General features: G+C 71.8%; 15 protein-coding genes. 10 read left to right on the top strand and 5 right to left on the bottom strand.

Translation table 11 applies throughout. The features are described 5' to 3' along the window. Positions 1-98: 98 nt before the first annotated feature. Complete coding sequence (locus J5Y09_RS13320) at positions 99-1,088, bottom strand: Bug family tripartite tricarboxylate transporter substrate binding protein (RefSeq protein WP_209352292.1); 990 nt, start codon at positions 1,086-1,088, stop codon at positions 99-101. Between the two features lie 157 nt (positions 1,089-1,245). Here J5Y09_RS13320 and J5Y09_RS13315 point away from each other — a divergent pair, with 157 nt between their 5' ends. From J5Y09_RS13315 to J5Y09_RS13280, 8 genes are all read left to right on the top strand, one after another. Next, positions 1,246-3,012: a glucan ABC transporter ATP-binding protein/ permease gene (locus tag J5Y09_RS13315; RefSeq protein WP_209352291.1), complete on the top strand. Its 1,767-nt coding sequence runs from the start codon at positions 1,246-1,248 to the stop codon at positions 3,010-3,012. A gap of 167 nt (positions 3,013-3,179) precedes the next feature. Beyond that, positions 3,180-3,611, top strand: a complete 432-nt coding sequence (locus J5Y09_RS13310) for a CBS domain-containing protein (RefSeq protein ID WP_209352290.1) — start codon at positions 3,180-3,182, stop codon at positions 3,609-3,611. A gap of 485 nt (positions 3,612-4,096) precedes the next feature. Then, complete coding sequence (locus J5Y09_RS13305) at positions 4,097-4,849, top strand: SDR family NAD(P)-dependent oxidoreductase (RefSeq protein WP_209352289.1); 753 nt, start codon at positions 4,097-4,099, stop codon at positions 4,847-4,849. A 49-nt stretch (positions 4,850-4,898) separates the two neighbouring features. Continuing rightward, entirely contained in the window at positions 4,899-5,423 is a 525-nt protein-coding gene (locus J5Y09_RS13300; protein ID WP_209352288.1) for a DUF1003 domain-containing protein, read from the top strand. Next, the gene (locus tag J5Y09_RS13295) at positions 5,420-5,590 is read left to right on the top strand and encodes a hypothetical protein (RefSeq protein ID WP_209352287.1); all 171 of its coding nucleotides are present in this window, start codon (positions 5,420-5,422) and stop codon (positions 5,588-5,590) included. Before J5Y09_RS13300 ends, J5Y09_RS13295 begins: the two co-directional genes overlap by 4 nt. A gap of 60 nt (positions 5,591-5,650) precedes the next feature. Continuing rightward, positions 5,651-7,219 carry a Na+/H+ antiporter gene (locus tag J5Y09_RS13290; RefSeq protein ID WP_209352286.1) on the top strand — a complete coding sequence of 523 codons (1,569 nt, stop codon included), beginning with the start codon at positions 5,651-5,653 and terminating at the stop codon, positions 7,217-7,219. Positions 7,220-7,257: 38 nt separating this feature from the next. Further along, positions 7,258-11,814, top strand: a complete 4,557-nt coding sequence (locus J5Y09_RS13285; RefSeq protein WP_209352285.1) for a DUF4011 domain-containing protein — start codon at positions 7,258-7,260, stop codon at positions 11,812-11,814. A gap of 223 nt (positions 11,815-12,037) precedes the next feature. Beyond that, positions 12,038-14,899 (top strand): bifunctional diguanylate cyclase/phosphodiesterase, encoded by a 2,862-nt coding sequence (locus J5Y09_RS13280; protein ID WP_209352284.1) that lies wholly within the window; start codon positions 12,038-12,040, stop codon positions 14,897-14,899. A gap of 18 nt (positions 14,900-14,917) precedes the next feature. On the opposite strand, the gene mscL is transcribed toward J5Y09_RS13280, so the two are convergent. Beyond that, positions 14,918-15,415 carry a large conductance mechanosensitive channel protein MscL gene (gene mscL / locus J5Y09_RS13275; RefSeq protein WP_209352283.1) on the bottom strand — a complete coding sequence of 166 codons (498 nt, stop codon included), beginning with the start codon at positions 15,413-15,415 and terminating at the stop codon, positions 14,918-14,920. Positions 15,416-15,627: 212 nt separating this feature from the next. Between mscL and J5Y09_RS13270 the strand changes: the two genes are divergently transcribed. Together J5Y09_RS13270 and J5Y09_RS13265 are read left to right on the top strand one after the other, a co-directional pair. Further along, positions 15,628-16,035 (top strand): VOC family protein, encoded by a 408-nt coding sequence (locus tag J5Y09_RS13270; protein WP_209352282.1) that lies wholly within the window; start codon positions 15,628-15,630, stop codon positions 16,033-16,035. Between the two features lie 66 nt (positions 16,036-16,101). Further along, positions 16,102-16,674: a DedA family protein gene (locus J5Y09_RS13265; RefSeq protein WP_209352281.1), complete on the top strand. Its 573-nt coding sequence runs from the start codon at positions 16,102-16,104 to the stop codon at positions 16,672-16,674. A gap of 27 nt (positions 16,675-16,701) precedes the next feature. Here the strand turns inward: J5Y09_RS13265 and J5Y09_RS13260 are convergent, their stop codons facing one another. The 3 genes from J5Y09_RS13260 to J5Y09_RS13250 form a co-directional block, all read right to left on the bottom strand. Beyond that, on the bottom strand, positions 16,702-18,033 hold the full coding sequence (locus tag J5Y09_RS13260; protein ID WP_209352280.1) for a TRAP transporter large permease: 1,332 nt from the start codon (positions 18,031-18,033) through the stop codon (positions 16,702-16,704). Continuing rightward, positions 18,033-18,572: a TRAP transporter small permease gene (locus J5Y09_RS13255; RefSeq protein ID WP_209352279.1), complete on the bottom strand. Its 540-nt coding sequence runs from the start codon at positions 18,570-18,572 to the stop codon at positions 18,033-18,035. The genes J5Y09_RS13260 and J5Y09_RS13255 overlap by 1 nt, the downstream gene beginning before the upstream one ends. Before the next feature lie 77 nt (positions 18,573-18,649). Then, positions 18,650-19,648 (bottom strand): TRAP transporter substrate-binding protein, encoded by a 999-nt coding sequence (locus tag J5Y09_RS13250; RefSeq protein WP_209352278.1) that lies wholly within the window; start codon positions 19,646-19,648, stop codon positions 18,650-18,652. Between the last annotated feature and the right edge of the window lie 68 nt (positions 19,649-19,716).

Raw genomic sequence — 19,716 nt, 5'->3', positions numbered from 1 at the left:
ACGTTTTCCTTCCCGATGCCGCCGGGGTTGCGACCGCTCCCCGGCTCGTTCATCGCGGCGAGACTAGACCATGCGCCGCGACCCGCAATGAGCGGGCGTCAGTCCACCGTGATGTTGCCGCGCCGGACGACCTCGCCCCACTTCACGATCTCCTCGTCGATGAAGCGCTGGAAGGTCGTGGGGTTGGACAGGCCGTCGGGCGTCAGGCCGGGCTTCAGCCCGCCGAGATCCTCGAGCCGCCGCCACACCGCCGCGTCGGCGAGGCAGGCGTTGATCTCGCGGGCGATACGCTCGACGATCTCCCGCGGCGTGCGCGCCGGCGCGGTCACGCCGAACCAGGCGGTCGCCTCGACCGCCGGGAAGCCGGCCTCGGCCGTGGTCGGCACCTCGGGCAGGGCGGGGGACCGGACATTCGTCGTCATCGCCAGGGGGCGCAGGCGCCCCTCGCGCAGGTGGCCGATGACCGAAGGCAGGTTGTCCACCGCCACCTCGATCCGCCCGGCGATCACCTCCTGCAGCATCGGTCCCGCGCCCCGGAAGGGCACGTGCGTCAGGTCGATCCCCGCCGCCTGCTTCAGCAGCTCGCCCGTCATGTGCAGCGAGGTGCCCACGCCCGAGGAGCCGATGTTGAGCCGACCGGGCCGGGCCTTCGCGTAGTCCACCAGCTCGCGCAGCGTGCGCGGCGGCAGGCTGTTGGTCACGAAGATGGCGTTGGGCACCTTCACCACCAGCGCGACCGCGGTCATCGCATCGGGCCGGTGCGGCATGCGCGCGCCATAGAGCCCGTGGTTGATCGCCCCGGAGGAGACGGTCTGCATCAGCAGCGTGTAGCCATCCGGGTCCGACTTCGCGACCACGTCGGCGCCGATGTTCCCGCCCGCGCCGCCGGGGCGGTTCTCGACCACGACGTTCTGGCCCAGGCGCTGGGTCAGCGGCTCGATCAGGACGCGGGCGGCCAGGTCGGTGGTCCCGCCCGGCGGGAAGCCGACGACGAGGCGGATGGGCCGGGCCGGCCAGGCCTGGGCCAGGGCCGGGCTGCCCAGTGTGGCGGCGGCGATGCCGCCCAGCATGGAACGACGGTCGATCATGGCGGCGTGTGTCCTCCCCAGTGGCCCCTTGCCGGGGTCCGTTGTCGCGATCCCAGCAAACTGGGCAATCATCGCCGCGGGATCAACCTCGCGCGCCGGGCGCGGTGCCGTTACGCTGCGCCGCATCGGGGGCGGCGGGGCAGGGGGTTTCGGGCCGATGGGGTTCCTCAGGCTGTACGGGCGCGTGCTGTGGCTGCTCGGCGCGGACCGGCCGATGGCGGCCGGGCTTGCCGTGGCCGCGCTTGCCATGGCGGGGCTGCAATTCCTCGAACCCGTCCTGTTCGGCCGCGTGGTGGACCTGCTGGCGCGCTCGGACCGGATGGAGTCCGCCGCGCTGTGGTCCGAGGCGGCGACGCTGCTCATCGTCTGGGGCATCGTCGGCATGAGCGGCATCGCCGCCAACGTCGCGGTCGGGCTCTTCGCCGACCGCATGGCGCATCGCAACCGGCTCAAGGTGATGCACGACTACTTCCAGCACGTGCTCGCCCTGCCGCTGTCCTTCCACGGGGACACGCAGTCGGGCCGGCTGATGAAGATCATGCTGGTGGGCACGGACAACCTGTTCGGCCTGTGGCTGGGCTTCTTCCGCGAGCACATCGTCACCTTCGTCTCGCTGATCGTGCTGCTGCCGCTGACGCTGGTGATGAACTGGCGGCTGGGCCTGCTGCTGATGGGGCTCGTCGTCGTCTTCGCCGTGGTCTCCGCCTATGTCATCCGCCGCACCCAGGCGGCGCAGTCGCAGGTGGAACAGTTCCATTCGCGGCTTGCCGGCAATGCGCAGGATGCGCTGTCCAACGTCGTCGTCGTGCAGTCCTTCACCCGGCTGAACTCCGAAGCGCGGATGTTCGGCGACATCGTCCGCCAGGTGCTGGACCACCAGTTCCCGGTGCTGAACTGGTGGGCGGTGGTGGCGGTGCTGACGCGCGCGGCGTCGACCCTGTGCGTCATCGCGATCTTCGTGCTGGGCACGGTGCTGCATGTGCGCGGCCAGGCGACGGTGGGCGAGATCGTGTCCTTCATGGGCTTCGCCACGCTGATGATCGGGCGGCTGGAAGGCGCGGTCGGCTTCGTCTCCCACATGGTCTTCGTCGCCCCGCGCATCGAGGAACTGTTCGGCGTGCTCGACGCGCGCTCGAGCGTGCCCGAGGCGCCGGACGCCATCGATGTCGGCCGCGCCAAGGGCGAGGTGGCGTTCGAGGGCGTGGGCTTCGCCTATCCCGGCGGCCCGGCCATCCTGCGCGACGTGTCCTTCGCCGCCGCACCCGGGCAGACCATCGCGCTGGTCGGCCAGACCGGCGCTGGGAAATCCACCGCCATGGCGCTGCTGCAACGGCTGTGGGACCCGGTGGAGGGGCGCATCACGCTGGATGGGCACGACCTGCGGCAGGTCAGCCTGGAATCGCTCCGCCGCAACATCGGCGTGGTCTTCCAGGAATCCATGCTGTTCAGCCGCACCATCCGCGAGAACCTGCTGGTCGGCCGCCCCGACGCGACCCAGGCCGAGATCGAGGATGCCTGCCGCCAGGCCGAGGCGCATGACTTCATCCTTCGCCAGCCCCAGGGCTACGACACCATCGTGGGCGAACGCGGGTCGAACCTTTCGGGCGGCCAGCGCCAGCGCCTGGCCATCGCCCGCGCGCTGATCAAGAACCCGCCGGTGCTGATCCTGGACGAGGCGACGAGCGCGCTGGACGCGGCGACGGAAGCGCGCGTGCAGAAGGCGCTGGGGCGGCTGATGGCCGGGCGCACCACCTTCATCATCGCCCATCGCCTGTCCACGGTGCGGGAGGCCGACGAGATCATGGTCTTCGACGGCGGCCAGGTGGCCGAGCGCGGGCCCTTCGCGACGCTGGTCGCGCAGGATGGGCGCTTCGCGGAACTGGTGCGCACGCAGCTCGCCGGCGGTGCCGCGCCGGCGCATTGACGCAGGCGCGAAGCGACCGCTTGCGCGCGGCGGACCCCGCCTGTCATGCTCGCGCGATGGTTGCGCGGGCAGGGATGCCGGGCCGCCTTCCTGATCCGCCGCCCGGCGCCCCGGAGCCGCGCCCCGCCAGCCCTTCGGCCGGCGGCGCACGAACAGGGGGTTTGGCGATGACGATCAAGTCCATCCTGCAGGGCAAGGGCGCCGACGTCTTCTCGGTCGGACCGGGGGAGGATGCGACGTCGATCGCGCGCGCCCTGGCCACGCATCGCATCGGCGCCGCGCTGGTGCGCGACGGGGACGGCAACGTCCTCGGCATCGTCAGCGAGCGCGACATCGTCCGCGCGCTGGCGCGGGAGGGTACGCCCGCGCTCGCCCACACCGCGCGCGAATTGATGACCGCCGATCTCGTCACCGCGACACCCGAAACGAGCGTGGCCGAGGCGCTTGCCCTGATGACCAACCATCGCTGCCGCCACCTGCCGGTGATGGAAGGCGGGCGCCTCGCCGGCATGGTCTCGATCGGGGACCTGGTGAAGGCGCGCATCGCCGAGGCGGAGCAGGAGGCGGAGAACCTGCGTGCGTTCGTGACGGCGGCGTAGTTTTATTGACCTCAAGCGCCGGCGCCGCCATCCGGCGGCTTGGCTTTCGCGCCGTGCGCTGTTGCGTCGGCGGCGGCTGACGGTCTGGGCGCGGTCGCGCTTTGCGCTCGCGGATCGAGGCTTTGCCTCGATCCGTTTTTTCTGTGCCTCAGGCGCCTGCGCGCGCATTCGCGCGCTTGGCTTGCACGCCGTGGGCTGTTGCGCGGGGCGCGACGGGTGGGTTGGGCGCGGTCGTGCATTCGCGCTCCCGGATCGAGGCTTGGCCTCGATCCGTTTTTTCTGTGCCTCAAGCGCCGACGCGCGCATTCGCGCGCTTGGCTTGCGCGCCGTGGGCTGTTGCGCGGGCCGCCGCTGGCGGGTTGGGCGCGGTCGCGCCTTGCGCTCCCGGATCCAGGCTTTGCCTCGATCCGCCCGTCCTTGTGGGGCGCCATCGCCCCCCGCCGCCGGCCGTGGCACGCTGCGCTTGTCACACCGCGGAGCACGCCATGGACCTGCAACTCACCGGCAAGATCGCCCTCGTCACCGGCGCCTCGGCCGGGCTCGGGCGCGCCATCGCGCAGGAACTCGCGGCCGAGGGCTGCCGCCTCGCCATCCTCGCGCGCCGGCGGCACCTGCTGGAGGATTTCGCGCGCGAACTGCCCGCCTCCGCCACGCCCTTCGTGATCGAGCAGGACATCACGGCGCCGGACGCCGCCCCGCGCATCCGCGACGCGGTGCTCGGCCATTTCGGACGGCTCGACATCCTCGTGAACAATGCAGGCGGGTCGCGCCCGCAGCCGGACCTCGGCGCGGACGAGGTCTGGCAGGAAGCGATGCTGCTGAACTTCGAGGCCGGGCGCCGCATCACCCACGCGCTTATCCCCGCCATGCAGGCCAACCAATGGGGCCGCATCGTCAGCCTGACCGGCACCGACGAGCCCTTTTCCATCAACCCCGCCAACGCCCCCAACGGCGCGGTCCACATCTGGTCGAAGGCGCTGTCGCGCGTGCTGGGCCGCGACGGCATCACGGTGAACTGCGTCCCGCCCGGGCGCATCCGGTCCGAACAGATCGACGCCCGCGTGCTGACCAGCGACGAAGCCCGCCGCGCCTGGGCGGAAAAGGAAGTGCCCGTGGGCTATATCGGGCAGCCGCGCGACCTTGCGGTGCTCGTCGCCTTCCTCTGTTCGCCGCTCGCCCGCTACATCACCGGCCAGGTCATTCATGTGGATGGCGGAACGCTGCGCTCCAGCCATTGAAGCGGGGGCGCCGGCGGCGCGAGGCTGTGGCCCCGTCGCAGGAGCCGCCATGAACCAGCCCGCGAACCAGGCCGCCCCGCTCCGGTCGCATCACGGCCATTCCAGCCATCTGCGCGCCGCCATCGCGCTCGCCCGCCGAAGGCGTCGCGCGCTGGGCCCCGCGCCGCCGCCGCCGCTGGGCGAATGGCTCGCCGACGCGGTCGCGGCGACGGTCGGCTCCTGGCGCTTCATCCTGGTGCAGTCGACGCTGATCCTGAGCTGGATCGCGGGCAACGCGGTCTTCGGCGGCGGCGCCTGGGACCCCTATCCCTTCATCCTGCTGAACCTGCTGCTGTCCTTCCAGGCGGCCTACACCGCGCCCATCATCATGATGAGCCAGAACCGCCTCTCGGATGTCGACCGGGAGCGCGCCATGGCGGATTATCAGGTGAACATCCGCGCGGAGGCGGAGATCGCCCTGCTGCACGAGAAGATCGACCTGATGCGCGAACGCGAATTGCTGGAACTGACGCATCTGCTCAAGACCGCGCTCGCGCGCATCGACACGCTGGAATCCAGGAAGGCCACGCCGTGATCAACATCGCCGTCCGTGTCCTGCTCGCCCTCGGCGGATCGATCGCCGCGCTGTTCGTCGCCCGCGATTCGCCGAATTTCGGCGTGGTGCAGGGCATGCTCTCCACCGTCGTGCTGGTCTGCTTCGTGCTGCTCGTCGTGCTCTGGCGCTGGCGCCGCAAGGAATAGGCGCCCGGCCCCGCACGCCGCGCTTCCCACCGCGCGCGCGGCAAGGCACCTTGGCCCTGGATGGCAATCGTTCAGGCCCTGCTGGCGCTGATCGCGGCCTGCATCGGCTTCGCCCTGCTGGCCCGGCGCGCGCGCCTTCCCTACGCCGTGGTGCTCGTGCTGGGCGGCATGGCGCTCGCCTTCATCCCCGGCGTGCCGCAGGTCGAACTGGACCCGGAAATCGCGCTCGCCTTCTTCCTGCCGCCGCTGCTGCAGGCGAGCGCCTACCGGACCGACTGGCCCGCCTTCAAGGGCAGCCTGCGGCCGATCCTGTTCCTGGCCGTCGGCGCGGTGCTGTTCACCGCGCTGGTGGTCGCGGTGGTGGCGAAGGGCCTGATCCCTGGCCTGCCCTGGGCGGCGGCCATCGCGCTCGGCGCCATCGTGGCCCCGCCGGATGCCGTCGCCGCCGCGGCCGTGCTGCAGCGGCTGCGCCTGCCGCGCCGCCTTGTCGTGGTGCTGGAAGGCGAAAGCCTGATCAACGACGCCTCCGCGCTCGTGCTCTACCGCTTCGCGGTCGCCGCGACCCTGGCCGGCGCCTTCTCCATCGCCGAGGCCGGGCTGTCCTTCGTCCTGCTGTCGATCGGCGGGGCCGCCATCGGCTGGGCGATCGGGCGCGGCGCCGTCATCGCCATCCGCCGGCTGGACGACACGCTGCTGGAAACGGCGGCCTCCTTCATCGCCTGCTTCGCCTCCTTCTTCGCCGCCGAGTTCATCCATGTGTCGGGCGTCATCGCGGTGGTCGCGACGGGGCTCGTGCTCGGCCGCGCGCAGCACCGCTTTTCCGCCCGCACGCGGCGGGATTCGCGCACGGTGTGGGAATTCATCGAGTTCGTCCTGAACTCGCTGGTGTTCATCCTGATCGGCCTGCAGCTGAACGAGATCCTGGGCCGCATGCAGGACCAGCCGGCCTGGCATCTCGCGCTGCTCGCCATCGCCGTCTCGGCGGCGCTGATCGCGGCGCGCTTCGTCTGGATCTTCCCCGCGGTCGGCGCGGAGTGGCTGATCGACCGCGCGCGCCTGCGCGACGGGCCGCCGCGCTGGCGGGAAGCGACGGTCGTCTCCTGGGCGGGGATGCGCGGCGTGGTCTCGCTGGCCGCGGCCCTGGCCCTGCCGCTGAACTTCCCGGAACGCGACATCATCGTCTACCTCGCCTTCTGCGCCATCCTGGCCACGCTGGTGCTGCAGGGCACGACGCTGGAATGGGTGATCCGGCGCCTGGGGGTCGAGGAGAAGCGCCGCCCCGGCATGGGGGTCGACGAGGCCGCCGCGCGGACGCTGATCGCCCATGCCTCGCTGCGGGAGATGGAACGCCGCGCGGAGGACATCCTTGCCGGCGTCATCGCCCAGGACCTGCTGCCGGAATACCGCGACCGGGTGCGGCTGCTCGACGGCATCAACCAGGGCGCGATTGCCGCCGAGCGCGCCGCCCGGCTCGAACTCCGCCTGCACGCGCTGCGCGCCGGCCGCGCCCGGCTGCTCCGCCACCGCAGGGAGGACGGGGTGGATGAGGAGCTGATGGCCCGCCTGACCGAGGAGCTGGACCTCGAGGAACTGCGCCTGCGCCGGCTGATGGGCGTGGCCGAGGGCTGATCCGCGCGGGAATCGACCGCGCGCGCTATAGGGGGCGCATGACGGACCTTCGCCAGGCCCTCGAGGACGCCCGCCGGGCGCTGCTCGACCTCTCCACCCGCAACCGGCTGCTCGCCCTGCCCAAGCCCGGGCGGTCGCGCGGCGTCGTCATCCTGGACGACGAGGATGCGGATTTCGTCGCGGGCGCGCTCGTCGCCGGCAAGCCCTTCGGCTTCGAGGCGGCGGGGGAGGAAGCGCCCGAAGCGCCGCCCGAAACCACCGAGGCGCCCGCCGAGGGCAAGCCGAAGCGCGCCCGCCGTCGCACCAGCAAGGCCGCGGCCAAGGCCGACGGCGTCGCCAAGGCCGACGGCGCCGCGGCGCGGGAGGAATGGCAGCGCGACGAGGCGCTGCGCGTCCGCCTGCCGCCCGCGGACCTCGCCCGCCGCCTGCGCGACCTGATGACCGATGCCCGCACGGCGCGGGAGGAAACGGGCGTCCCCACGCTCTACCTAGCCCTCGGCGCCCTGGTCTGGCGGGACCCGATGACGCCGGAGACGGAACGCCGCGCCCCGCTGGTGCTGCTGCCCGTGGCGATCGAGCGCGAGGGCGTCTCCCGCAGCTTCCGCCTGCGCGCGGGGGCCGAGGAACCGGCCGAGAACCTCTCGCTGCGCGAAATGCTCAAGGTGAACTTCCGCACCACGCTGCCGGAGTTCAACGCCGAGACCTACAACCCCACCGCCTGGGCCGAGGCCGTGGCGCAGGCCGTAAAGGACCAGCCCAACTGGACGGTCGAGGCCGATGCGCTGGCCGTCGGCCTGTTCTCGTTTGCAAAATTCCTGATGTGGCGCGACCTGGGGCCGGAGGAGAATCCCGGCCTCGCCGATCATCCGCTGGTGCGCGCGCTGGTCGGCGGCGAGCCGCTCTCCGCCCCGCCCACCTTCCCCGACGACGCCGATGTGGATGCCGAGATCCCGGTCGAGCGGCTCGACCACGTGGTCGACATGGACGGGTCGCAGGCGCTGGCCGCCGAAGCCGTCCGCCGTGGCGGGCATGTGGTCATCCAGGGCCCGCCGGGCACCGGAAAGTCGCAGACCATCGCGACCATCCTCGCCCAGGCCATCCTCGACGGCCGCTCAGTGCTGTTCGTCGCCGAGAAGCTGGCGGCGCTGGAGGTGGTGAAGCGGCGGCTGGAGAATATCGGCCTCGGCGCCGCAGTGCTGGAACTGCATTCGGAAAAGCAATCCAAGCGCGCCGTGCTGGATGAACTGCGCGCGACACTCGCCTTGCCGCCGCCGCCCAAGCCGGACCGCGCGACGGTGGTGGACCGGCTCGCCAGCCTGCGCGGGCGGCTGAACCGCCACGCGGCGGCGATGCGGGAGACTGCCGGCGCGTCGGGGATTCCCTTGCACCAGGTGATCGGCACGCTCGTCGCGCTGCGCCGGCGCGGCGCGCGCGTGCCGGACTTCACGCTGGACGTCGCGGGCTGGGATGGCGCGACCATCGCGGCCAAGCGCGACGCGGTGCGCGATCTTGCCGCACGCGCGGTGGAAGCGGATGGCGCGCACAATCCCTGGCGGGGCGTGACGGCCGATCTCGGCCCGGCGGATGCGGACCGGCTGATGGCGCGGCTGCCCGGCTGGATCCGCGCCTTCGCCGCCGCCGGCGCGGCGCTGGCCGCCGCCGGCGCGCCCGCGACCGGCCCGGCGGCGATCGCGGCGCGGCTGAAATCCGCCGCCGCGCTGCGGGAAGCGCCCAGGCATGACAAGGCGGCGATGGGCCACGCCGCCTGGCGCGGGGACCCCGCGCCGCTGGTGGCGCTGACCGAAGCGGTCGCGCGGCTTGCCATCGCGACGCGCGACGCGCGGCTCAAGCCCGGCGCGCTGGACGTGCAGGGGCTGGCGGAAGCGCGCGCGGGGCTCGCTTCCTCCGGCGGCTTCTTCGGCTTCCTCAATTCCGGCCGCCGCGCGGCGCAGGAGGTCGCTTCCCGCGTCGTGCGCGACGGCGCGGACCCCGTCGCCGCGCTGGAAGCCGCGATCACGGGGCAGGAGGCGCGGGCGCGCGTGCGCAACGGCAACGCCCTGGGTGCCGCCGCCTTCGGCAGCCTCTGGCGGGGGGAGGAGACCGACCCCTCCGCGCTCTCCGCGCTGATCCTCTGGCGGCAGAAGCATGGGGCGGAAGCCGCCGCCGCGCTCGCTTCCCCCGCGCCCGCGGCCGATGCCGCGATCCTGGACGCCGCCGCGACCGCCTGGGCGGAGGTGAAGCAGGCGACGGGCCTCGACCCGCTCGCCGCCTTCGGAACCGCCGACCCGTCCTTCGCCGCGCTGTCGGACCGGCTCGGCGAATGGGCCTCGCGGCCGGAGGCGCTGCCGCTCTGGCAGGGCTGGCGGCGCGCGCTGACCGAGGCGCGCGGCATCGAGCCCGTGGTCCAGCGGCTTCAGGACGGGCGCCTCGCCCCCGAGGCCGCCGAGGACGCCTTCGCCTACGCGCTGCATGAAGGGCTGCTGCGCGCGGCCTCCGCGCGCTTCCCCGACCTCGCCGCCTTCGACGCGGCGGCCTACGACCGCACCGTCGCCGAGTTCCGCGAGGCCGACCGCGCCCGCATCGCGCTGACCCGCGCCGAGGCCGCCCGCGCCCATGCCGAGCGCGTCCGCCAGGTGCGCGACGGCGCCGCGGGCATGACCGTGATCCGCGGCGAGATGGAGAAGAAGCGCGGCCACCTGCCGGTGCGCGAATTGCTCCTCCGCGCCGCCGGCGCGGTGCAGCAGGCCAAGCCCATCTTCATGATGAGCCCGCTCTCCGTCGCGCAATTCCTCAGCCCCCCCCACGGGCTGCGCCCGGGCCTGACCTTCGACCTGCTGGTGGTCGACGAGGCCTCGCAGGTCGAACCGGTGGACGCGCTGGGGGCGATCGCCCGCTGCCGCCAGGTGGTGGTGGTGGGCGACGACCGGCAGATGCCGCCCACCCGCTTCTTCCAGCGCATGACCGAGGAAGCGGAGGAAACGGCGCCGGAGGACGCGCCCGACGCCGTCGCGGCGCGGGACGTGGAATCCATCCTCGGCCTGTGCAACGCGCGCGGCGTCCCGCGCGCCATGCTGCGCTGGCACTATCGCAGCCGGCACGAGAGCCTGATCGCGACGTCGAACGCCGAATTCTACGAGAACCGGCTGCTGGTGCTGCCGTCCCCGCGGCCGCGCTCGGCGGCCCTCGGCCTGTCGTTGGTGCGCGTGGACGGCGCCTGGGAGACGGGGGAGGGCGTGAACCGCGCGGAAGCCCAGGCGATCGCCGAGGCCGTGATGCGCCACGCGAAGGAGACGCCGGGGGACACGCTCGGCGTCGCCGCCTTCTCGATCAAGCAGCGCGACGCGATCATGGACGCGATCGAGGCCGCGCGCCGCGCCGACCCGTCCGCCGATGCCTTCTTCGCCGACCACGCCGACGAGCCCTTCTTCGTGAAGAACCTCGAGAACGTGCAGGGCGACGAGCGCGACGCGATCCTGATCTCGGTCGGCTATGGCCGGGACAAGGATGGCAGGCTCGCCATGCGCTTCGGCCCGCTCTCGGCCGAAGGGGGGGAACGGCGGCTCAACGTGCTGATCACGCGCGCGAAGAAACGCTGCATCGTCTTCTCCGGCATCGGCGCGGACGACATCGACACGGAACGCGCCTCCGGCCGCGGCGTGGCCGCGTTGAAGACCTTCCTCGCCTTCGCCGCCGCGCCCGCAGACGCGCCCCGCCAGGGCGGCGGGGCCGATGGCAGCCCGATCGGCGCCGCCATCGCGGAGGCCGTCACGGCGGCGGGCAAGGAAGCCGTCGCGCGCGTCGGCCTCGCCGGCCTGTTCCTCGACGTCGCGGCGAAGGGGGAGAAGGGCTACGAGCTCGGCATCGAGGCCGATGCCGGCGACTGGGCCGCGCTGCGCTGCGCGCGGGACCGGGAGCGCGGGCGCCAATCGGCGCTCGAGATGATGGGCTGGACGCTGACCCGGTCCTGGTCGCTCGCCTGGTATGCGCGGCCGGATGCGGAAGCCGCGCGCATCGCCGCCCTGCTGGGGGCGGAAGCGCCGCCCGCGCCCGCCGCCGCGCCGGCCGCGCCGCCGCCCGAAGCCGGCCTCGCGGAGCCCTATCGCGAAAGCGACGCGGCGCTGCCCGAAGGGGCGGCCATCGCGACCATGCCGTCGGCCGACCTCGCCGCGCTGGTCGCCGCCATCGTCGCGGCCGAGGCGCCGATCACCCAGGACAGCCTGCTGGAGCGGCTGCGCCTGGTCGCGCGGCGGGACGCGCTTTCCCCCGCCGAGCGCAACGCGGTCCGCGCCGCCCTGCCGCTGGCGCGCGACCGACTCGGCGTCACGGAGCAGGCCGGCGTGCTCGCGCGCGCGGACACGAAGGTGGTCCCGCGCGACCGGCGCGGGGCGGCCGCGCATCTGCGCCGCGCCGCCGCGGTGCCGCCGGCCGAGGTGGCGGCGGCGGCCGAGGCGCTGCTCGCGCGCCGTCCGGGGCTGACGGAAGCGGAACTCGCGGCCGCCATCCCGGCGCTGCTGGGCCTCGATCCCGGGGCGGAGGTGGCGATCGCCGCGCGCATCGCGGCCCTGGTCGGCGCGGGAGCGATACGGCTCGGCTAGAGGGATATGCGATCGGCCGCCCAGGGCCGATCGGATGTCCTGCCCCGGAAGCCATTGATCGCGCGGCAGGAACTCCGATCGCGCGGATCCGCGGCGATCGGCTGCCGCGGAGGGGCGGGCAAGCCTCACAAAAAATAAACTTCTCGGGTCAAGACTGCGTGACACCTGACCGCGCTCCCCAAGCCCGGCCTGGTTCACTGGTCCGAGAGAGACGATGGACGTGATGCCTGCCGAAAGCGCCGCCGCACCCGCGCGGCTGCCCTTCCTCAAGCGCTTCGGCACTGCGTCCCGCCTCCTGGCCGGTGGGCTTGTCCTGACCGCCACGCTGCTCGGCCTCGCGGCCATGACCGTGTCGAACACGCGGGAAAACGCGCTGCACGACGCGCAGCGCGAACTGGGCAACATCGCGCTGACGCTGGGCGACCATACGGAGCGCGCGCTGGAGGCGATCGAGGTCGCGATCAACGGCGTGCTCGAACGCGCGGCGATGGAACAGGCGCTGACCGGGCCGCAGACCTTCACCGGCTGGGCGCAGGCCTATGCCACCCATGTGGCGCTCGGCTCGCGCGTCGCTCTGCTGCCGCAGGTGGATGCGCTGGTCCTCCTCAACGCGGACGGCGTCGTCGTCGGCTCCTCCCGCTTCTTTCCCCCGCCGCCGAACAACCTCGCCGACCGGGCCTATTTCCAGGCGCTGCGCGCCGGCGGCCCGCCGGTGGTGATCGGCCCGCCGGTGCTCAACCGCGGCACCAACACCTGGGCCTTCCACATCGCGCGGCGGGTCGAGGGCGTGGACGGCGCCTTCCTCGGCGTCGCGCTCGGCGTCATCGAGCTCGCCTATTTCGAGCGCATCTACGGCGCCCTCGGGCTGGAGCGGGGCGAGCGCGTCTCGCTGTATCGCAGCGACGGGGTGATGCTCGCGCGCCATCCGCGGCTGGAGGAGGAGTTCGGCCGGAACTTCGCCGGCACGCCGCGCTTCCCGCCGCTGACCGACGGCGCGCATCTCATCGTCCGGCGCGGCGCCTTCGAGAATTCCGAGGAACGGCTGGTCGGCATCCACGCGCTCGGGCGCTATCCGCTGCGCATGCAGATCAGCACGCCCGTCTCGGCGGTGCTCGAAAGCTGGCGCTCGCTCGCGACGCGGCTCTGGGTCGGCTCGCTGATCGCGGTCGGCGTCCTCGTCCTCGCCGTCTTCGCGGCGCTGCGCGCGAATCGCGCGGAGGCGCGCGCGGCCGCCACCCGGGTGCGGCTGGAACGCGAGCGGCGCGAGGCGGCGGAACTGCGTCTGGCGCGCGCGCGCGACCTCGCGCTGGGTCACGCCGAGTTCCGCGCGGCGCTGGAAGGCATGCCCCAGGGCGTGTGGAAATTCGATTCCGAGAACCGGCTCGTCATCGCGAATACGCGCGCCGCGCCGCTGCTCGGCATGGCGCCGGAGCCGATCGTGCCCGGCACGCCGCTCGGCGCCATCCAGGTCCAGGACGGGGACGGGCTCGCGGCCACGGTGGTGCGGCGGCTGCGCGCGCTCGCGGGCAGCGGTGCCGCGGACTCCTTCGTCGAGAGCGAGCCCGACGGCCGCGCCATCTCGGTCGCCTACCGGCCGCTGCCGCAGGGCGGCTGGCTCGCGACCTTCGACGACATCACCGAGCGGCACGAATCCGAACGCCACATCCGCCACATGGCGCGCCACGACCCGCTGACGGGCCTGGCCAACCGCGCCTACCTGATGGAGTGCCTGGAGCGGGCCCTGGCGGAGCTGCGCGCGGACGCCGAGGTGTCCGGCGGCATCGGCGCGCTCGCGCTGCTCTATCTCGACCTCGACCGCTTCAAGCAGGTCAACGACACGCTCGGCCATCCGGCCGGGGACGCGCTGCTGCGCCAGGTCGCCGCGCGGATCCGACAGGGCCTGCGCTCCGGCGTCGACGGCCGCTCGCAGGACATGGTCGCGCGCCTCGGCGGTGACGAGTTCGTCGTCATGCTGCGCATCGCCCCGGGCATGGAATCCGACAAGCGGGAGATCGCCGCGATGATCGGCGAGCGGCTCGTCGAGGCGCTGACCTCGCCCTTCGACCTCGATGGGCAGATCGCCCATATCGGCACCACCATCGGCATCGCGCTGTGGGAGGAGGATGGCGGCAGCGCGGACGAATTGCTGCGCGCGGCCGACCTCGCGCTCTATCACGGCAAGGCGGGCGGCCGCGGCCGGCATGTCTTCTTCGAGCCGGCGATGGACCACGAGGCGCGCCGCCGCCGCACCATCGAGACCGAGCTGCGCCGCGCCCTGTTCGAAGATGAGGGTCGCGACCTGCTGGTGTTCTTCCAGCCCCAGGTGCATGCGCTGACGCGCCGGCCGACCGGCTGCGAGGCGCTGGTGCGCTGGAAGCGCCCGGGCCAGGACGGGCTGACCAGCCCCGGCGAGTTCATCGACGTGGCCGAGGAGACCGGCCTGATCACCGCGCTCGGCCTGCACGTTCTGCGCCGCGCCTGCAGCGAGGCCGTCACCTGGGCCGATCCCGACATGCGCGTGTCGGTCAACCTGTCATCCGCCCAGTTCGCCATGCCGGGCCTGGTGCAGGAGGTGGCGGAGGTGCTCGCCGCGACGGGGCTCGACCCGCGGCGGCTCGAGCTCGAGGTCACGGAGAGCCTGCTGATCGAGAACGCGGACGACGCGCTCGACACGATGAAGCGGCTGCGGGCGCTGGGCGTCGGCTTCGCGCTGGACGATTTCGGGACGGGCTATTCCTCGCTCGCCTACCTCCAGGCCTTCCCCTTCGACCGGGTGAAGATCGACCGCGGCTTCGTGCGGGAGATCCATATCCGCCAGGGGGATGCGGCGATCGTGCGCTCGGTCAGCGCGCTGTGCGGCGAGCTGGGCATGGCGACGATCGCCGAGGGCATCGAGACGGAGGAACAGCTCGCCACCGTGGTCGCGGCCGGCTGCCAGGAAGCGCAGGGCTTCCTGTTCAGCGGGCCGGTGCATCCCTGGAGGCTGGCGGACGTGCTGTCGCGCCTGTCGGCGCCGGCACGGCCGGTTGGCGCGCCGGCCGGCGCGGCCCCGCCGGCGCGCGCCGCGGGCGGGGCCGCGGACTGAACCGCGGCCCGGCTGGCGTCAGGGGTTCGCCGAGGGCGCCCCGCCGCGCTGGCGGCGCAGCTCGTCGCGGATCTCGGCCAGCAGCGCCTCGGTCGGCGTGGGACCGGGGGGCGGGGCGGGCTCGGCGGGCTTGGCGGCCTGCAGGCGGTTGAGGATCTTGACCAGCCAGAACACCGCGAAGCCGACGATCAGGAACTTGATCACCGCGTTGAGGAAGGCGCCGATCGCGAGCACCGAGGCGCCGCCCTGGCGCGTCATGTCGAGCGAGGCGCGGCGTTCGCCGAACAGCACGATGAACAGGTTCGAGAAGTCGATCCCGCCCATCAGGATGCCGACGATGGGGTTGATCAGGTCCTCGACCACCGAACTGACGATGGCGGTGAAGGCGGCGCCGATGACGACGCCCACGGCGAGGTCGATGACGTTGCCGCGCATGATGAAGGTCTTGAATTCCTTCAGCCAGGCGGGCTCCTTGATCGGGATCTTGCCGCCGATCTTGTTCGCGAGGTCGCTCATGCCTTGTCTCCCCTTTCCGCAATCGGCCATTCGATGGCCAAGCATGCGATAATCACGCGTTCGCGAATGCATTGCCAGCCGGGAACGAGCGGCGGCGGCGGTTGCACGGTCACGCAGAATTGCGCCTTTCGCCGCGCATCCGCGCGGCTGTGATCGCGCCATCCGTGCCCAGGCCGTTGGCAATTGCGCGCGGACGCGACAGATTTCGCCCCATGTCCACGCCCTTCCAGCAACAGATCACCTTCCTCTACGCCGAGAAGCCGGAAGCCTCCTGGCGCTTCTATGAGGAGGTGCTCGGCCTCCATCTCGCGCAGGACCAGGGGTTCTGCCGCATCTACGCGGCCGCACCCGGCGGGCGCGGCTTCATCGGCGTCTGCCGCGCCAGGGCGCCGCGCGCCTCGGACAATCCGCGGGTCGAGGGCGGGACCGTCGTCACCTTCGTCCACCAGGACGTGGAAGGCTGGTACGAGAAGCTGAAGGAGAAGGGCGTCGAGGTCCCGGCCCCGCCGGCCTATTCGGCGACCTACCGCGTCACCTCCTTCTTCTTCCGCGATCCGGCCGGCTACACGCTGGAAGTGCAGCGCTTCGAGCGGCCGGACTGGCCCACGCCGGGGAAGTAGCGCGCAGCCCATTCCACTTTGGTCGCGGATCGGGCAGTCTCCCCCCACAGCAGGGGACTTCCGAGATTGGCCGAAATCTGGGCCGAATGGGGCAACCTCGCCTATCTGGCGGCGGCGCTCTGGGCTTTCTTTGAGGGTGAGACCTTCGTACTTGCCGCCGCCGCGATCGGGGCGACGGTGGGGCTTGTCGACCCCTGGATCCTGATGGCCTCGGTCTGGATCGGATCCTATTGCGGCGACCAGACTTGGTTCTACCTCGGCCGCCGCTACGGCCCGGCGATCCTGCGGCGCTTCCCCGGCCAGCGGCCGAAGGTCGAGAAGGCGGAACGGCTGCTCGATCAGTACGGCACGCTGTTCATCCTGTCCTTCCGCTTCCTCTATGGCATCCGCAACGTCGCCTCGGTGGTCTGCGGGCTGGCGGGGTACAACTGGGCGCGCTTCGCGGTGCTGAACTTCATCGCGGCCGGCCTTTGGGCCGGGTCCTTCGTCGCGGCGGGCTGGTTCCTGGGCGCATGGCTCGGCGTGGAGCGGCTGTTCTGGACGATCTGCGGCATCGCGCTCTGCGCGCTGGCCTTCTTCGTCATCCGCCACTTCCGCATCCGGGCGCGGGAGAAGGCGGCGGCGCGCGCCTCGGGCTGAACAGGCGCCCGGCGCCGCGCGCGCTCTTCAGCGTGCCAGCATCGTCTGCGGCAGCCAGGTCACGACGCCGGGGAAGACCGTGACGATCGCGACCGCGACCAGCATCAAAAAGAAGAAGGGCAGGGTGTTCTTCGCCACCTCGAAGATGCCCTTGCCCGTCAGCCCTTGCAGCACGAACAGGTTGAACCCCACGGGCGGGGTGATCTGCGCGAGTTCCACCACCAGCACGATGAAGATGCCGAACCACACGAGGTCGAAGCCGGTGCTCGCGATGATCGGCAGCACCACCGACACGGTCAGCACGATCATGCTGATGCCGTCGATGAAGCAGCCCAGGATCAGGTAGATCACCGTCAGGCAGGCGATGATCATGAAGGGGCTGAAACCCTGCGCACCGACCCAGGCGGCCATCGCGGCGGGAATGCCGGAATAGGCCATGGCCTGCGTGAGGAAGGCAGCGCCCGCCAGGATCAGGTTGATCATGCACGACAGCCGCACCGCGCCCATCAGGCTGTCGGCGAAGGATTTCCAGGACAGCGACCCGCCCCAGGCCGACAGCGCGAGCGCGCCCACCACGCCGAACACCGCCGCTTCCGTCGCCGTCGCCCAGCCGAGATAGATGCTGCCCATGACGAAGGCGATCAGCAGCACGACGGGGATCAGCTGCCCGCTTTCCCGCACCTTCTTCATGAAGGGCATGGGCGGGTCGGCCGGCGGCGTCAGGGTCGGGTTCATCAGCGACCAGACCGCGATGTAGCCGCTGAACAGGACCATCAGCATGATCCCCGGGATCACGCCGGCGATGAAAAGCCGCACGATCGAGACCTCGGCCGCCACGCCATAGACGATCATGACGATCGAAGGCGGAATCAGCAGGCCGAGCGTGCCCGCGCCGGCCAGCGAACCCACTGCCATCGGCACGTGGTAGCCGCGCTGCGTCAGGGCGGGCAGCGACATCTTGCCGATCGTCGCCGCTGTCGCCGCCGAACTGCCCGAGACGGCGGCGAAGATGCCGCAGCCGATCACGTTCACATGCATCAGCCGCCCCGGCAGGCGCTGCACCCAGGGGGCGAGGCCGCGGAACATGTCTTCCGACAGCCGCGTGCGGAACAGGATTTCCCCCATCCAGATGAACAGCGGCAGCGCGGCGAGCGTCCAGGATGCGAGCGACTGCCAGATCGCCGTGCCCATCACCTTCTCGGGCGGCATCGATGGCATGGCCGGGATTAGGATGGGCAGCACGACGACGCCGACCAGCCCCACCAGCGCGAGCGCGAGCCCGATCCATATGCCGAGGCCGAGGAAGACGAACAGAAGGCCGAGCAACAGCATCCCGGCTTCGGTCTGGGCAAATTCCATCACACTTCCTCCGCCGCGCGTTCGAGCGCGGACATCTCCGCCGCGCGGCGGTAGGACGGCACGCCGCCCGTGAGATGAACGACGAGATCGTCGATCAAGCAGATCGCGAAGATGGCGACGCCCGTGCCGACCATCCCCTGCGGCACCCAGAGCTTCCAGGCGACCGAGCCCTGCGCCACGTCCTCGAACTCGAAGCTGTCGAAGGCGAGGTCGAGCATGGCGTAAGCGAAGAAGGCGCAGAGTGCGGCCGAAACGCCGACGGCCACTGTCTCCATCACGAAGCGCGGCGCGCCCGACAGCCGCCCGATGATGAGGTCGACGCGGATATGCGCCCCGTGCCGGAAGGCGTAGGCCAGCGGAAGCGTAGCCGATGCCGCGACCGAGAAGGCGGTCAGGTCGTCCGCGCCGAGCACGGTCGCGCCGAACTGTCGGCCGATCACCTGCGTCGCGATGATGGCGCCGATCGCGGCGAGCGCGATGCCGCCCGCGATCCCGCCGAGAAGATAGAGCGCGTCGAGCGCGCGTCGCAGCGCGTTCATGCGGGCGGGCCCCGATACGACATGCGAAGGGTGTTCCTTGGAAGGGCCGGAGGGGCGGGCGGCCCCCCCGGACTGCGTCAGGCTATGGCGGCGCGATAGGCGTCGATCAGGCGCTTGCCCTCGTCGCCTGCCTTGGCCACCCATTCATCGGCCTGCGTCGCGCCGATGCGTGCGAGGCCCTGCATCAGCGCAGGTGTGGGCGTGCCGACTGTCATGCCGCGCTGCGCCAGGATGTTCTGCTGGTTAACCGTCTCGGTGTCCGATGCCGCCCAGCCGCGGGCCTCGGCCGTGGCGGCCGCCGCGCGGACCGCGGCTTGGAGGTCGGCCGGCAGTCCCTGGAAGGCGCGCGCTTGGACGAAGATAGCGTTCTTCGTCCGGGTGAAGCCGATCGGTGTGAAGAATCGGCAGAAATCCCATGCCTGCACGTCGACACCCGTAGCGGCCGAGGTGACCATGGCATTGACCACGCCGGTCGCGAAGGCCTGCGGCACTTCCGCCTGCTGCACGAGCGTCGGCGTCGCGCCGCTCAGCGTCGCGAAGCGGTTCGTCAGCGCGTTGAAGGTCCGCATCTTGAGCCCGCGCAGCGTGTCTACGCTCTCGACCGGCGTGTTGGTGTACAGGCCCGAGGGGGGCCACGGCACCCAATAGAGCAGCGAGAGGCCCTGGCGCTGGAAGCGCGCCTCTACGTAGCTGCGCTGAAGTTCCGCGAGCTTGCGTGCCTGATCCGTGCTGGTGACCAACTGCGGTACGCTGTCGACCTCGAAGAACGGGTCCTCGTTGCCATAGGCCGAGAGGAGGATCTCGCCGATCTGCACCTGGCCGGTCTGCGCGCCGCGCTTGATTTCGGGCATGCGCAGCAGCGACGCGTTGGAATGGACCTGGATCTGCAGCCGCCCGCCGGAGGCGGTCTGCACTTCCTCCACGAAGGCGCGCATGTTGCGTGTGTGGAAGTTGCCATCCGGGTAGGGCGTGGCGACCTGCCAGCGGGTCTGCGCGACGGCGTCGCGCCCGGCGATGGCGGCGGCTGCGAGGCCGCCCGTGGCCGCGAGCAGCGTGCGGCGGGTGATGCTGGTCATGCGAAGCCCCTTTTGTTCGATCTTATGCCCGCATTTTCGGCACCGGTGGAGGCAGGGCGCAAGGGGTA

Source organism: Roseomonas nitratireducens (genome assembly GCF_017813355.1).
GTDB classification, from domain to species: domain Bacteria; phylum Pseudomonadota; class Alphaproteobacteria; order Acetobacterales; family Acetobacteraceae; genus Neoroseomonas; species Neoroseomonas nitratireducens.
This window is presented reverse-complemented; position numbering and strand designations above follow the sequence as displayed.

Excerpts from the sequence above, each read along its gene's own strand:
- J5Y09_RS13320 (WP_209352292.1), bottom strand. The coding sequence starts at position 1,088 with ATGATCGACCGTCGTTCCATGCTGGGCGGCATCGCCGCCGCCACACTG.
- J5Y09_RS13315 (WP_209352291.1), top strand. The coding sequence starts at position 1,246 with ATGGGGTTCCTCAGGCTGTACGGGCGCGTGCTGTGGCTGCTCGGCGCG.
- J5Y09_RS13310 (WP_209352290.1), top strand. The coding sequence starts at position 3,180 with ATGACGATCAAGTCCATCCTGCAGGGCAAGGGCGCCGACGTCTTCTCG.
- J5Y09_RS13305 (WP_209352289.1), top strand. The coding sequence starts at position 4,097 with ATGGACCTGCAACTCACCGGCAAGATCGCCCTCGTCACCGGCGCCTCG.
- J5Y09_RS13300 (WP_209352288.1), top strand. The coding sequence starts at position 4,899 with ATGAACCAGCCCGCGAACCAGGCCGCCCCGCTCCGGTCGCATCACGGC.
- J5Y09_RS13290 (WP_209352286.1), top strand. The coding sequence starts at position 5,651 with ATGGCAATCGTTCAGGCCCTGCTGGCGCTGATCGCGGCCTGCATCGGC.
- J5Y09_RS13285 (WP_209352285.1), top strand. The coding sequence starts at position 7,258 with ATGACGGACCTTCGCCAGGCCCTCGAGGACGCCCGCCGGGCGCTGCTC.
- J5Y09_RS13280 (WP_209352284.1), top strand. The coding sequence starts at position 12,038 with ATGCCTGCCGAAAGCGCCGCCGCACCCGCGCGGCTGCCCTTCCTCAAG.
- mscL (WP_209352283.1), bottom strand. The coding sequence starts at position 15,415 with ATGAGCGACCTCGCGAACAAGATCGGCGGCAAGATCCCGATCAAGGAG.
- J5Y09_RS13270 (WP_209352282.1), top strand. The coding sequence starts at position 15,628 with ATGTCCACGCCCTTCCAGCAACAGATCACCTTCCTCTACGCCGAGAAG.
- J5Y09_RS13260 (WP_209352280.1), bottom strand. The coding sequence starts at position 18,033 with ATGGAATTTGCCCAGACCGAAGCCGGGATGCTGTTGCTCGGCCTTCTG.
- J5Y09_RS13255 (WP_209352279.1), bottom strand. The coding sequence starts at position 18,572 with ATGAACGCGCTGCGACGCGCGCTCGACGCGCTCTATCTTCTCGGCGGG.
- J5Y09_RS13250 (WP_209352278.1), bottom strand. The coding sequence starts at position 19,648 with ATGACCAGCATCACCCGCCGCACGCTGCTCGCGGCCACGGGCGGCCTC.